Genomic DNA, 15213 nt, shown 5'->3' on the forward strand with positions numbered 1-15213 from the left:
ACTTTTGAATTAATTATTAATTTGTGAAAAATAAACGTCCTCTAAACTTGCATTTATAGAAGCAAAACCATCTTTGGGATCCTCATTACTAAGAACATGAATAACAGGTTTCCCCAAAAACAGTTTTTCATTGATAACCTTATATTTCTTTTTGTGGATATCTAATTCATTTTTAGCTATTGTTTTTTGATATACTTTACCTTCAATTTTTTGAATAAGCTCTAAGGGTTTTCCTTGTAGTACTACTTGACCTTGATTAATGATTGCCATATTAGTACATAACTCCTTTATATCATCCACTATATGCGTTGATAAAATAACAATTGTATTTTCGCCTATTTCACTTAATAGATTATAAAATCTGTTACGCTCCGCAGGATCTAATCCTGCAGTTGGTTCATCTACTATAAGTAGCTTTGGGTTATTCAATAAAGCCTGAGCAATCCCAAAACGTTGTTTCATTCCACCGGAATATCCTCCTAAGTTTTGATTTCTTACATCATATAGATTTGTTTTATGTAATAAATTATTTACAACTTCTTTTCGTTCTTTTTTATTAGTTATACCCTTTAAAACTGCTAAATGATTGAGTAATGTGTTTGCAGATATTTTTGGATAAACACCAAATTGTTGTGGTAAATAACCAAGAGTTTTTCTAAGTTCATTTTTCTCTTTCAAAACATTGATGTTATCGAATTGAATTGAACCTGTATCAGCTTCTTGCAGTGTTGAGATAGTCCTCATTAAAGTGGATTTCCCTGCCCCATTGGGCCCTAATAATCCAAACATCCCTTTAGGAATATGTAGTGTAACATTCTGTAATGCTTTTACACCATTTGTATAGGTTTTTGATAAGTTATCTATGATTAGTTCCATACTGTTCGTTTTTTAAATGATTCTATATTTCCAACAAACCTATGATCAAGTAACAAAAGAGGTAAATAATAGTTACTAACGAATTCAAAATAGGGATACAAACACGAACTAGAAATAGCAAGTAAATTCATCCCTAGTTTGATCAGGTTTATATAGCGTTAAATAGTGTTCATCAACTTCTTTGGTGGATATACTTTATTTAATTAATATTGAATATGAGACCTAGAATTCTAAAAATTATTTTTTGGCTATTTGCTATATGTACTCCTTTTGTTTTAATGGTTTTAGTGGCCACGGAAGAAGAATTAATTGCTACTCTTTTATCATTCTTTTACTTCGGGATTCTATTTGTTGTCGGAATTCGTTGGGTATCCAGACAATTAAAGACAATCATTAAACTAAAAAACGAAAAATCTAAAACTGAATTATTACATCTAAAAAGTCAAGTGAACCCTCATTTCTTTTTTAATACTCTTAATAACTTATATGGTTTAGTAGAAGAAGATTCTAAAAAAGCTCAAGAACTAATACTAAAACTATCTGATATGATGCGGTATAGTATTTATGAAGGACAACGAGATTTTGTAACGGTTAAAGAAGAAATAGAATATCTTAAAAATTATATTGAGCTTCATAAAATGCGTTATCATAAGAAGACAGAAGTCAATTTTAACCTACATATTCAATATGAAGAATCTAAGGTTATGCCATTACTGTTTATCATACTCCTAGAAAATGCATTTAAACATGGAGTAGAGAATTTAAGAGATGGAGCTTATATTCATATAAATATGACATCTGGCATCGATGAAATTCATTTTGCGATAGAAAATAACTTTGATGCATCCGAGGTTACCAAAGAACCTGGCATTGGTCTTAATAACTTGAAAAGAAGACTAGAATTAGTGTATCCAAAAAAACATTCTTTATCTTTTGCAATAACAGAAGATGTGTATAAAGTACAACTAACCCTTAAGCAATTATGATTAAGTATTTAATTATAGACGATGAACATGTAGCACATGGTATTATAAAACGTTACTGTGATTTATTACCAAACATGAAATTACTTAAACATTGTTATGATGCACTAGAAGCTTTTGAATATATGAATACTAATGAAGTGGATTTGATTTTCCTTGATCTTAATATGCCCAAATTAAAAGGATTCGATTTTTTAAAAACACTTTCTAATCCTCCTAAAGTTATTGTTACCACAGCTTATAGCGAATTTGCTTTAGAAGGATATGAATTGAATATTCTGGATTACTTATTAAAACCTTTTAGTTTCGAACGTTTTCTAAAAGCAGTAAATAAGGCTACAGCATCAGAATCAAAATCTATTTCCCCTAATCATCTCCGTACAGAAGCTCCTGAAAAAAGTATTTTTCTAAAAAGTAATAAAAAGTACATACAAGTTTTAATTGAGGATATTAAATACTTGGAATCTGCTGGGAATTATGCTAAGGTTGTTACCACTCAAGAAACCATAACTGTAAGAGAAAAAATAACTGATCTATTAGCTACAATAGCCAGTGATGATTTTTTACAAGTTCATAAATCATTTGCAGTAGCCAAAAAACATATAAAAAGTATCGAAGGAAATAGAATTTTAATTGCGGATCAAGTAATACCTATTGGCACTATGTATAAAATGAACATCACCCAATTATTTAAATAAAACTTAGGTATATATCTAATTGATATCGCTAAATACCATCTATTCTATTTAGAATTAACTTTCTATAAGATTTACTTATAGGTAATTTACTATCATTTTGTAATACTATTTGATTTCCATCAATTAACTTAAGTTTATTAAAATTGACAACATATGACTTATGAATTCTAACGAAGTTATCAGATAATTTTTCTAAAAAATCGGATAATGTTAGAGGTGTTAGAATCATTTGATTTGTATATATTTTGATATAGTTACCATAAGCTTCTATATAGTTAATAGTTTCTAAGTCTAATTTAATAATCTTCTTATCACTCTTAACATATACAGATTTTGCACTTTTTTCTTTTTCTACAACAACAGTATCCTGAATAGGACTTGTTTGCTGTTGCACTTTTAAAACAGCTTGTAAAAATCGTTCCAAACTAAAAGGTTTTAGTAAATAATCTGTTACCGATAATTCAAAACCTTCTACTGCATACTCAGGATATGCTGTAGTAATAATCACATGAGGTTTGTGACGAATTGTTTTTAATAAACTAATACCAGATAATTTTGGCATATTGATATCTAGAAACAATAAGTCGACCGTATTATCCTGTAAAAACTCCATTACTTCAAACGCATTTTTACAGGTATTTACTACCTCTAAATATGGTATTTCTTTAATGTAACTCTCTATAATTTGTCGAGCTATTGGTTCATCATCTGCTATTAAACACTGTAGTACTTTCATTTAAAAATTAAGACTTAATGCCACTTGATAAAAATCTTTTTCTTGTGTAATTTGTAACTTGTTTTTGTCTGTGTACATCAAATCTAAACGTTTTTTCGCATTTTGTAAACCAATGCCACTTTTTCCTTTTTCAATATCATTATTGGTTGTATGAATAGAATCTATAGTATTCATACAATTAAAATTAAGAGAATCCTTTTCTATCTCAATATTTACAGACACTTTGCTTTTTACTCCTTCTAAAACTCCCAAATGCTTAAAAGCATTTTCTACAAAAACAATAAATAACATCGGGGCTATAATTTTATCAGAAGGATCATAACCTTTAATGTTTAATTGGATATCTGCTTTATCTTCTAATCTTATTTTCTCTAATGAAATATAGTTTTCAAGGTATTTGATTTCTTTCTCTAAAGGAACAAATGTTTCCTTCGTTTCATACAAGCTATATCTTAACAAATCAGAAAGTTTGAGCATCAAGTCTGGTAATTTTTCGGATTTAATCACAGATAAACCATATAGGTTATTCAAGGTATTAAACAAAAAATGAGGATTTAATTGTGCTTTCAAGAGCTTTAACTCAGCCTCTTTTTCTTCCTGACGTCTGTAAAAACTATCTCTAGCCAACTTCAAAGCGGTTCCAAATAGTATTACCAATAGAACAGCTCCAAATATATTTAATAACATTCTCCATTGAAAGCTTTCAAAAAAACTACTTAACAAAGCAACTCCCAAAAAAGTAAAAAATATAATATTTAAAGAAAATAAAACAACTCCTAGTACCCTTTTATTCGTAAAAAACAGCGGTAATATTTTCAGGTTACTGATATAAACAGGAGGTATTATAAAAGCAATAATAGCAGAAGATGCCAGCAATCTATTTTCGGCTTGGATAACCATCAAAAATATAATCATCAAAAACAACCAAACGAGTATGTTTTGTACAAGTTTATTATCAACCCAAGTATCTAATCTTGACATATTAATTTTTTAAATTTTACATTCAAAAATAAGTTTTGGTTTATGAAATACCTCTTTTTCATGATGTAAGTACTACTTTTTTATTCAAGTTGATCAATTTAAGGGTTAAACGGACATTTGTTACTATATCACGATACACCTACCTCTCATCATTCTTTTTTCTTTCTATTGGTATAATATATCACTTTTGATCTCAATCAATTAAATATCATATATATGAAATCGCTAATAGAATTTATCATTGAATTAACCATCCTTATAATAGAAAGTATCGGAATGTATTAAAATCTAGTTATTAATAATTTAATAAATAACAAAACATGAAACTGGAAATCAAAAACGTATCAAAAAAATACAATAGAAATAAATATGGGTTGAAAGATTTTTCAATTACTATAGAAAAGGGAATATTAGGGTTATTGGGTCCTAATGGAGCAGGAAAATCTACGCTTCTTAAAATGATAGCAACCATTAGTAAACCAACAAATGGCACAATAATTTTAAACAGAAATAACATTCTGAAAGATGCAAATTACATCAGAAAACAATTAGGTTTTCTTCCTCAAGATTTTGGTGTATACCAAAACCTTAATGCCTTCGAGTTTTTAGAATATATAGCAGCTTTAAAAGGTATTGGAGGTCCAAATCTTAAAACAAAAATACAACAATTACTAGAAGGACTTAATTTATTAGAGGCCGCTAAAAAACCAATAGGAAGCTATTCTGGAGGTATGAAACAACGCGTAGGAATCGCACAAACACTTTTAAATGATCCTAAAATTATAATATTTGATGAACCTACTGTAGGGCTAGATCCAGAAGAAAGAGTTCGATTCAGAAATCTTATTTCGGATTTGGCGCAAGATTGTATCGTTATTTTGTCATCACATATCGTATCCGATATCGATACCATAGCGGATCAAGTGGCTGTAATGAAAAACGGTACGCTATTATCCCTAGGAAACCAAGAACAACTCATAAAATTAGTTGATCAAAAAGTTTTTGAAATCATTATCAATAAAGAAGAATTAAAAGACTTTAAGGCAAATCATATTATCGTAAGCACGGCTAGAAAGGAAGGAAACTTATCCGTTAGGTATATCTCCGAAAATCCAATCATTGGATCTAAATCTAAAAAAGCAAATCTAGAGGATGCTTATTTATACTTAACAAAAACAAATTAATATCATGAAAAAATCAACAAATAAAAAAACTATAGCAACTATATCTATTACCACAATATTATTAATAATTGCAATTATAATTTTCCTAAAAAAAGCACATATAGGAGTTTATTATGCCTACTAATACCATCATTATGAAAACATTCTTATCAACTATAAAATTTGATTATCTGCAACGAGTTAGAAGTTACAGTTTTCTTATCACCTTATGTATAAGTCTAGCGGTAGCATATACATTTGTACCAGAACCTAATGCCAATTATTCTACTATTAGAATTGCTGATCATGTTGGATATTATAATGCAGCTTGGTTCGGATATGTCACTGCTATAATGACTAGTATATTCTTATCATTAATTGGTTTTTATTTAGTTAACGGTAGTATTAATAAAGATTTAACCACTAAAATTGGGCATATAACTGCTTCCACCCGAATTACTAATTTCAAATATCTTTTATCCAAAGTACTCAGTAATTTTTTGGTATTAGTTACGATAGTGTTCATTGTTTTTTTAATGAGTATTATACTATTTTATTTATATAATGATGGTTATTCATTAAAAATATTAGACTTTTTAATTCCCTATCTATTAGTTCCAATTCCGGCAATGTTTTTTATAGCTGTTTTGGCAATAATTTTTGAAATAGTATTTAGAAAATATTCAGTGCTACAAAATATCGGGTTCTTCTTTTTATTTTCAGCATTAGTATTTTCAGCTAATAATGATAAATCACAATTTGCTCTAGACCCATTTGGTACTAAAATAGTAATGCATCAAATGGAAGAAACGGTTAGAAGCATTATAAAAGTAGATGAAAAAACAGATTTATCCATCGGATATGCTATTGGAAATATAAAAGAGACTAAAAAGTTTGAATTTAATGGAATATCATTTTCCACAGTATTTATCCTAAGTCGTTTCATATGGGTATTACTAGGTATGATGATGATAATGACCGTTACGCCATTATTCCACAGGTTTAGTATTAAAGAGAAACTAAGAAGTATTAGTTTGACTCCTAAAATTCTGAAGACGCAAAATAATCAAGAGATCATAGTATCTGAATTAAAAAAATCCACCACTAATTATGGAATTATTTCTTTAGTCAAAACAGAACTAATGCTACTCTTTAGAAAAGGAAAAAGATGGTTATGGATTATTAACATAATTGGAGTTATATCCTTGGCAATTGCACCTATTAATATAGCATATCCATTGATCCTTCCAGTCCTATGGTTTTTACAAGTTCATAGACTATCAGAAATATCTTCAAAAGAAATATATAATAATGTACATCATATTACATTTACATCGTATAAACCACTAAGTAGATTATTAAGTTCACAGTTAATAGCTGGAACCATACTAATGCTATCACTAGCTTCACCATTAATTATAAGACTATTTATAACATTTGATTTATTATCCAACGCTCATATAATCATTGGATCAATTTTTATTGTTTTGTTGGCATCAACTTCGGGAATACTGACTAAAGGAAAAAAGTTATTCGAAATAGTATTCTTTATGATAACGTATGCAAACATGAACAAAATACCATTTACGGATTACTTCGGAGGACTAGACCATAATAACAATTACATAGTATCCTTAACAATAATAACTTTTGTTTTGGGTATGATCGCATTCTTAACAAGAAGACATCAATTAAAAAATTGAAAAACTAATATTATAATATCATAAAGTTTATTTAAAACTCTGGTTTCAACTACCCACCCTAGTATTTGGTGGGTATATTTTTATATATTTATAACCATCTAAACACACATCTATCATCTCATGAAATCTTCAAAACCCTCCCTTCAGTGTAGTCTTATTTTTACCTTAGCGTTATCTTTTATGGCAGTTTCCTGCGGGAATGACAAGGCAAAAAAAGACAAAACCCAAAACGATGTAGTTAAAAAGGATACTACAAAAACAACATTAAAAAAAGCCCTAACATTTTATACTTCTTTTGACAACGGAATCGATGCTGATTTTTCCTTAGGAGACCCTAAACTGTATACCGTTCCATCAAGAAAGGCAAGAGATTCTGCCAAAGTAGGTTTGTACAAAGAAGGAATTAGTTTATCAGAAAATCAAGGTTTGAAAGGTGGAGCTCTGCTTTATGAAAAGGATAGTAAAGGTTATATTTATTACACCAGTAAAGATAATATTGCTTACAATCAAAACGAATGGAATGGAGCTATTTCTTTTTGGCTCAGTCTTGATCCTGCTACAGATTTAGAACCGGGATATTGTGATCCAATCCAAATTACGGATGTAAGTTATAATGATGCTTCTATTTGGGTAGATTTTACCAAAGAGAATCCAAGAGATTTTAGACTTGGAGTTATTGGAGATAAAATTTCTTGGAAAAAAGATACTACCATATCTGATAATGATGACCCTGTTTTTAAAAATCAATTAATTCCAGTCTCTAAACCTCCTTTTGCTAAAGGAACTTGGACGCATATTTTTATAAATTTTAAAAATTTAAATTCTGGAAAAGGTGAAACTTCTTTATACATTAACGGTGTATTAAAAGGACAGCGAGATGATATTACAGATCCTTTTTCATGGGAATTAGAAAAATCTAATATTTATTTAGGATTAGGATACATAGGATTGATGGATGAACTGTCTATTTTTAACAGAAATCTAACTCAAAAAGAAATATCTACATTATTTGCTCTAGAAAATGGAGTTCACACAATTTTAAAATAACGTTAGCACTACCATTTATTTATTATATGATTAATCCTATGAAAAGCTCAAAAATCACTCTTTTTTGTATTATCTCTTTCCTATTTTTCTCCTGTAAAACTGAAACAAAAATAGAAATTAGTGATGAAGAAAAACGTTGGCAAGAACATTCAATAAATACTACAATTATAAGAGATGATTTTGGTGTACCTCACATCTACGGAAAAACAGACGCAGATGCTGTTTTTGGATTGTTATACGCGCAATGTGAAGATGATTTTAATCGTGTAGAACAGAATTATATTTGGGCTACGGGTCGATTGGCAGAAGTAGAAGGAGAAAAAGCTCTTTATAGTGATCTTAGAGCTAAACTATTTATGACTAAAGAAGAAGCAATAGCTAATTATGAAAAGAGCCCGCAATGGCTTAAAGAATTGTGCATTGCTTTTGCTGATGGTATCAATTATTATCTAAAAACACATCCTGAAGTAACTCCCAAATTATTAACACATTTTGAACCATGGATGCCAATGTATTTTAGCGAAGGTTCTATAGGTGGTGATATAGAACGTGTTTCTACTCGTAAAATTAAAGCGATGTACGAAGGCGGTATGGAACTCCCAATATCAGAAGAGATAGCTTTAAAAAAGGAAAAGGAAATGCTAGAACCGCAAGGTTCTAATGGAATTGCTATTTCTGGATCATTAACAAAATCCGGAAATGCTATGTTATTAATTAATCCACATACTTCATTTTATTTTAGAGGAGAAGTACATGTGGTAAGCGAAGAAGGTTTGAATGCATATGGAGCTGTTACTTGGGGACAATTCTTTGTATATCAAGGTTTTAATGAAAAAACTGGATGGATGCATACTTCTACCTATACAGATGTTATAGATGAATTCATTGAAACAACTACTAAGAAAGATGGTAAACCCATGTATAAATATGGAGACGAACTAAAATCTATAAAAGAATATGAAGTTGTTTTAAAATATAAAGAAGATGATACTTTAAAAGAAAAAACATTTCCGGCTTATAGAACGCATCATGGTCCTATTACACATCTTAAAGATGGTAAATGGGTTGCAACCTCATTAATGTGGGAACCTATAAAAGCATTAGAACAATCCTATATACGTACTAAACAAAATGGTTATAAAGGATTTAGAAATATGATGGATATAAAAACGAATTCATCAAACAATACCGTTTATGCAGATGCTGAAGGAAACATTGCTTATTTCCATGGTAATTTTATCCCTGTTAGGGATCAATCTTTTGATTATACCAAACCTGTTGATGGAAGTAATCCTAAAACCGATTGGAATGGATTACATCCTGTAAATGAAGCTATAATGCTTTTGAATCCAAAAAATGGCTGGTTACAAAATTGTAATTCTACACCATATACCGCGGCATTAGAGTTTAGCCCAAAAAAAGAAGAATATCCTGCATATATGTCTATTGACAGAGAAAACTTTAGAGGCGTTCACGCTATTGAATTATTGAAGGACAAGAAGAATTATACGATAGATAGTCTTATATCATTAGCCTATGATCCATATTTACCCGCATTCGAAAAATTAATTCCTGGACTCGTAGAAGCTTATGATAAAATTGATAAAACAAAAGAATTAGGCAGTGCTATCGAAATTTTACGTAATTGGGATTACAAAACTTCCGTAGATTCCAAAGCAATGACGCTAGCACATTTCTATGGGACAAATTATGCAAAAAAAGGGAAAAGGCCAGAAGAAAGAATTAGTGATATGGCACTACTCACCTATTTTGGTGAAAAATCTCCGTTAGAAGAAAGACTGTCTATTTTTAAAGAAACTCTAGCTCAAATAGAAGAAGACTTTGGAAGTATACTTCCATGGGGAGAGGTAAATCGCTTTCAACGTATTAATGGAGATATAAAACAACCATTCGATGATAATAAACCTAGCACTCCAGTTGGATTTGCATCTGGACGCTGGGGAGCACTTGCAGCATATGGAGTTCGGTATACTAATAATACTAAGAAAATTTATGGTACTAGAGGAAATAGTTTTGTTGCAGTTGTGGAATTTGGTGATAAAGTAAAAGCAAAAACTAGTTTAGCTGGTGGACAAAGTGGTAATCCGGATTCTACACATTTCGACGATCAAATAGAACCGTATGTAAATGTTCAATTTAAAGAAGCTGCATTCTACAAGGAAGATGTAGAAAAACGTGCTAAAAAAACATACCACCCAGGAGAAAAATAACCTAAACTAAAACAATAAATTAAATACCTTAGATTGCTTAAAATCAATTATTTATATTTTAAAAATAATTGATTAAACTAAGAATACATTATCCAGAAAATCAATAACCTTTTGTTTTGGCATTTCGCAAGGTTTTAATAATTCGGAAGTAGAAGTGATGTAATAATTTAAACTTATAAAATCATTTCCTTGTAGTTCTTTTGCATATATTTTAAAAGACTTTCCGTTATTAAAAACTTCTTTGGTTATGCTATACTTAACATTGTTATAAATCCCTTCGGAATATCCTTCTTTAATATTATTTATTACATCTAACATAAATTTCACTAATACTTATTATTAGGAACTACAAGATAGCATAGAACAACCTACCTTATCTCTTGCCCAATCGGGACGTTTAGCAAACCATTTATCGTATTCAGGTTGTTCACTATAGGGTTTTTTAAGCATTTTATACAATTCATCGATTAACATATAATCACCTTTATCAGCATCGTCTATAGCTAACTGAGCCATATAATTACGTAACACATACTTAGGATTAATAGTATCCATTTTTTCTTTGCGTTGCTCATCACTTAAAACCTCTACATTCAATCTATTATCATACATTAAAAACCAATCATTCCAACGTTGTAGAACATCCTCCTTTACATCACTAAGTGTATAAAATGCTTCCGAAACTATTTGCATCCATTGATTATAACTTCCTTTTTTATAAGTACTTAAATTTCTAAAAAAAATAGTCATATCAGTTTCTACAACCTGAAGTAATTCTTCTAATTGTTCTATAATATGCTGATCTTCCGATTGCTTAGTAAACAATCCTATTTTAGATGTCATCATATCGATATATTCATTCTTATAAGAATTTTGATAAGCGTCCAAAATATTTTCTAATGGATCTGTTTCTTCAATTAACGGGAACAACGCATTTGCTAATTGATAAAGATTCCATAGAACAATTTCTGGTTGTGTACCATATCTATAACGTTTAAACTGACTATCTGTGGTATTAGGAGTCCATCCATGATCATATACTTCTAACCATCCATAAGGCCCATAATCTATTGTTGCACCAAGAATAGACATGTTATCAGTATTCATAACTCCATGAACAAAACCTACTCGCTGCCAATCTATAACCATCTTCAAACTTCTTTCACTAACTAATTTAAAGAATGAAATATAGGCCTCCTTGCCTGTGTTTGTTATCTCAGGATAAAAGTATTTGATGGTATAATCTGTCAATAATTTCAACGTTGTATGATCTCCATGAGCGGCTAATACTTCAAAATTACCAAACCTAATGAAAGAAGGTGCAACTCTCGATATAACGGCTCCTTTTTCATATGCTGCATTACCATTATATAATATATCCCTTAATACTTGATCACCGGTAATAGACAAAGATAAAGCTCTAGTTGTAGGAACTCCTAAATGATACATGGCCTCACTACATAAATACTCGCGTATCGAAGAACGAAGAACTGCTAAACCATCAGCATTACGAGAATAAGGCGTCTCTCCTGCTCCTTTTAATTGAACTGCCCAACGCTTAGAATTATGTACAACTTCCAATAAGTTAATAGCACGTCCATCTCCCAATTGTCCTGCCCAGTTTCCGAATTGATGACCTCCATAATGCATTGCATAAGGTTTTGTGTTTTTCATCACCTTATTACCAGTCATTATATGTAAAAACTCTTCAGATTTATCATCATCTTGACTTAACCCTAAATCTTGCATTACTTCATCAGAAACATGCAAAATTGTTGGATTACTTGTTTTTCTTGGAGTAACATAAGAGAAGCAAGCATTTCTAACCTGTCTACGAGAGTTTTCAAGTATCGGGTCCGAAGGCAATTCTTCAGAAAATGTATTATTTATATTCAATTTCATCATTACTTCTTTTAAAATTCACTTCTTTATTAACAAGAAAATTTAATCTCTAATCTTTAATATAAAAATATAGACACGAAAATAATACCTGTAAAAGCTAATGGTACAATAATCATCATATATACATAACTAACTACAAAACCTTTAAGAATTGCTCCAATCCAACTACCTTTATAGAAGTTCCTAAACGCTAGAATTAAATAAATAATAAAGGATAAAAAGAATAATACCTGTAACCAAATAGGAATCTCAATAAACGAATTAAAACAAATTAAAAAACAAAACGATGTAAAAATAAATGTGAAAAAATAAAAACTAAATACCATATGATGTGCAAAGGTTCCTTTTGTCCAAAAGAATATTTTCAACAAAAAAGCGAATAATGGTAGCATTAAGAACATTGTAATAGGAATCGTATCATAAAAAGTTTTTAATATTCCTCCACCCTGTTGCTCATAAAACTTCAATATTTGAGTAAAAAATTTTTTAGTAATCGCTCCATCATTTTCATCAACCCCCATAATCTTGAGTTTCGCACTCTGGGGAGCACCAATAGTTATCAATGAATCTAACTGTTTGCGTTTAAAATTAAATGAGAGATTTGGATTTTTTTGTTCCGCAGAAATCACAGAATCAAGAGCTTTAAGATCTTCACTTGCAATATTAGCAAGTGCAGCGTTTTCAGTTATTGCTTTTTTAGCAATTTCGATACCAATTGAATCTTTTTTAAAATCTAAAGAATCTAACTTGATATCCTTACTAAATTCTTGCTTAAACTTCTTATTAAGGGTATTATCGGCCTTCCTCACAGTAAATGAGAAAATAAAAAAGAACACAACAGATATGAATAAGTAAAATTGAGCGGGATGTAAGTATGAAAGACGTTTTCCATCTACAAAACGTCTCGCTAGTACACCAGGTTTAGTCATTAATGGTATGAAACTTTTAAAGAAACGAGCATCAACCGCAAAGTAATTTCCAATAGTATTACTAAATAAAACTCCAAAAGTTAATTTATCAGCTGCCTCTTGTCCGCAATATGGACAATAATCAAAGGACCTATCAAAAGACTGTTCACAATTTTTACATTGGTTAGTACTAGACATTTTTTATCAATTTATTAAATGTATAAACGAAATTACAAATATAATTTGATCTATTTATGTTAACATCTATCCACTTAATCTAGAATTAAAACACCATAAATGATTTGATCAAGTCTATTTTTTCAATCACTTAATAAAATCATATATAAATTCTTGTATTTTTGGCTAAATCAAAAAAATAATATTCACACATCTTTATGAAAAAAGTATTTTCTGTTTTGGCTATAACAGCTCTTATTACAGCTTGTGGTACTACCAAAACAACAACAAAACCGGCAGAAACAAAAAAAGTTGCTAATGATCCAGTAACATATGCCAAAACAATTACATCCGAAGATTTAAAAACTGCATTATATAAATATGCATCAGATGAGTTTGAAGGAAGAGAAACTGGTAAGCCAGGTCAAAAAATGGCTGTTAATTTCCTAAAAGAACACTACATGAAGTATGGTCTTCCTGCTGCTAAAAGCGATGGGAACTATTTTCAAGAAGTACCTCTTGAAGTTGCTGGAAACCCTGAAATCAAGCTAACTGTTAATGACAAATCATTTGCATACAAAGAAGATTTTATATCCTTAAGTTCTGGTAAAACAGATAAAATTTCTATCAATGAAATTGTATATGTTGGATTTGGAATCGATGATGAAAAGTACTCCAGTTATTCTGATGTTGATGTTAAAGATAAAGTTGTTTTAATTAAATCAGGAGAACCTAAAAACGAAAATGGAACTTTTATGGTAACTGGAACTACAGAAGCATCTAAATGGTCAAACATGAGACAACAGTTTGCTGCTAAGCGTACTGCCGCAATAGACCAAGGTGCTAAAGCTATTTTGTTTTATTTCCCAGAAGTATATCAGATGGCAGTTGCACAATTTACTAACTCCTCTGGTAGAATGTCACTTGCCGGCAATGACGAAGATCCTTACTTTTTGCTTCTCAATGAAGATTTAGCAAAGGCATTTGTTAATGATATTGCTACAAATGATAAATCTAGCGTTATTAAGACGAATTTTTCAATGGATTACAAAAATGTTTCTGAGAAAATAACTTCAGAGAATGTAGCTGCATTTATCAAAGGATCTGAGAAACCTGATGAGATTATAGTAATATCTGCACATTTAGATCACGAAGGAATAAAAGACGGAAAAGTATATAATGGTGCTGACGATGATGGATCAGGAACTGTTGCGGTGGTAGAAATTGCAGAAGCTTTTGCCAAAGCTGTAAAAGATGGTAATGGACCGAAAAGGTCAATATTATTTCTAAACGTTACTGGAGAAGAAAAAGGTCTTTTGGGATCACGCTATTATACTGATAAGGATCCAATTTTTCCATTAGAAAACACAGTTGCAGATTTAAACATCGATATGATCGGTCGAATAGATCCAAAACGTAAAAGTGAAAATAGAAATTATGTATATTTAATAGGAAGTGACAAGCTAAGTACGGAACTTCATAATATTTCTGAAGAAGTAAATACAAAATATACAAATGTAGAATTGGATTACACATATAATGATGAGAACGACCCTAATCGTTTCTATTACAGATCTGATCATTATAATTTTGCAAAAAACAACATACCAGTAATATTTTATTTTAATGGTACTCACGATGATTATCACCAACCAAGTGATACACCTGATAAAATTGAATATGATTTACTAGAAAACAGAACTAGACTAGTTTTTCATACAGCATGGGAATTAGCTAATAGAGAGAATCGAATTATTGCAGATAAAGCAGAAAAGAAATAACAAAAAGGTATTTCTACTATAATAAAA

General features: G+C 30.2%; 13 protein-coding genes. 7 read left to right on the forward strand and 6 right to left on the reverse strand.

Annotated features, from left to right (window positions below):
- Positions 1-9 precede the first annotated feature (9 nt).
- Positions 10-876 (reverse strand): ABC transporter ATP-binding protein, encoded by an 867-nt coding sequence (locus tag NMK29_RS09110; RefSeq protein ID WP_108804192.1) that lies wholly within the window; start codon positions 874-876, stop codon positions 10-12.
- 215 nt (positions 877-1091) lie between these two features.
- On the opposite strand from NMK29_RS09110, the gene NMK29_RS09115 reads away from it, so the two are divergent.
- The gene (locus NMK29_RS09115) at positions 1092-1862 is read left to right on the forward strand and encodes a sensor histidine kinase (protein ID WP_108804191.1); all 771 of its coding nucleotides are present in this window, start codon (positions 1092-1094) and stop codon (positions 1860-1862) included.
- Entirely contained in the window at positions 1859-2557 is a 699-nt protein-coding gene (locus NMK29_RS09120; protein WP_108804190.1) for a LytTR family DNA-binding domain-containing protein, read from the forward strand. The genes NMK29_RS09115 and NMK29_RS09120 overlap by 4 nt, the downstream gene beginning before the upstream one ends.
- A 28-nt stretch (positions 2558-2585) precedes the next feature.
- On the opposite strand, the gene NMK29_RS09125 is transcribed toward NMK29_RS09120, so the two are convergent.
- Together NMK29_RS09125 and NMK29_RS09130 are read right to left on the reverse strand one after the other, a co-directional pair.
- The gene (locus NMK29_RS09125) at positions 2586-3293 is read right to left on the reverse strand and encodes a LytTR family DNA-binding domain-containing protein (RefSeq protein WP_108804189.1); all 708 of its coding nucleotides are present in this window, start codon (positions 3291-3293) and stop codon (positions 2586-2588) included.
- Positions 3294-4274, reverse strand: a complete 981-nt coding sequence (locus NMK29_RS09130) for a sensor histidine kinase (protein WP_108804188.1) — start codon at positions 4272-4274, stop codon at positions 3294-3296.
- A gap of 320 nt (positions 4275-4594) precedes the next feature.
- On the opposite strand from NMK29_RS09130, the gene NMK29_RS09135 reads away from it, so the two are divergent.
- From NMK29_RS09135 to NMK29_RS09150, 4 genes are all read left to right on the forward strand, one after another.
- On the forward strand, positions 4595-5458 hold the full coding sequence (locus NMK29_RS09135) for an ABC transporter ATP-binding protein (protein ID WP_108804187.1): 864 nt from the start codon (positions 4595-4597) through the stop codon (positions 5456-5458).
- A 134-nt stretch (positions 5459-5592) separates the two neighbouring features.
- Complete coding sequence (locus NMK29_RS09140; RefSeq protein ID WP_108804585.1) at positions 5593-7140, forward strand: ABC transporter permease; 1548 nt, start codon at positions 5593-5595, stop codon at positions 7138-7140.
- A 120-nt stretch (positions 7141-7260) separates the two neighbouring features.
- Entirely contained in the window at positions 7261-8187 is a 927-nt protein-coding gene (locus NMK29_RS09145; RefSeq protein WP_108804186.1) for a LamG-like jellyroll fold domain-containing protein, read from the forward strand.
- Between the two features lie 38 nt (positions 8188-8225).
- Positions 8226-10418 (forward strand): acylase, encoded by a 2193-nt coding sequence (locus NMK29_RS09150; RefSeq protein WP_108804584.1) that lies wholly within the window; start codon positions 8226-8228, stop codon positions 10416-10418.
- Positions 10419-10490: 72 nt separating this feature from the next.
- Here the strand turns inward: NMK29_RS09150 and NMK29_RS09155 are convergent, their stop codons facing one another.
- From NMK29_RS09155 to NMK29_RS09165, 3 genes are read right to left on the reverse strand one after another with little or no spacing between them, the layout of a single operon-like run.
- Positions 10491-10736 carry a peptide methionine sulfoxide reductase gene (locus tag NMK29_RS09155; RefSeq protein ID WP_108804185.1) on the reverse strand — a complete coding sequence of 82 codons (246 nt, stop codon included), beginning with the start codon at positions 10734-10736 and terminating at the stop codon, positions 10491-10493.
- 21 nt (positions 10737-10757) lie between these two features.
- Positions 10758-12320, reverse strand: a complete 1563-nt coding sequence (locus NMK29_RS09160; protein ID WP_108804184.1) for a YdiU family protein — start codon at positions 12318-12320, stop codon at positions 10758-10760.
- Positions 12321-12376: 56 nt separating this feature from the next.
- Entirely contained in the window at positions 12377-13426 is a 1050-nt protein-coding gene (locus tag NMK29_RS09165) for a DUF3667 domain-containing protein (protein ID WP_108804183.1), read from the reverse strand.
- 197 nt (positions 13427-13623) lie between these two features.
- On the opposite strand from NMK29_RS09165, the gene NMK29_RS09170 reads away from it, so the two are divergent.
- Positions 13624-15186, forward strand: coding sequence for a M28 family metallopeptidase (locus NMK29_RS09170; RefSeq protein WP_108804182.1), 1563 nt, complete (start codon positions 13624-13626; stop codon positions 15184-15186).
- The last annotated feature ends 27 nt before the right edge of the window (positions 15187-15213 follow it).

Source organism: Aquimarina sp. Aq107, assembly GCF_943733665.1.
GTDB lineage: Bacteria > Bacteroidota > Bacteroidia > Flavobacteriales > Flavobacteriaceae > Aquimarina.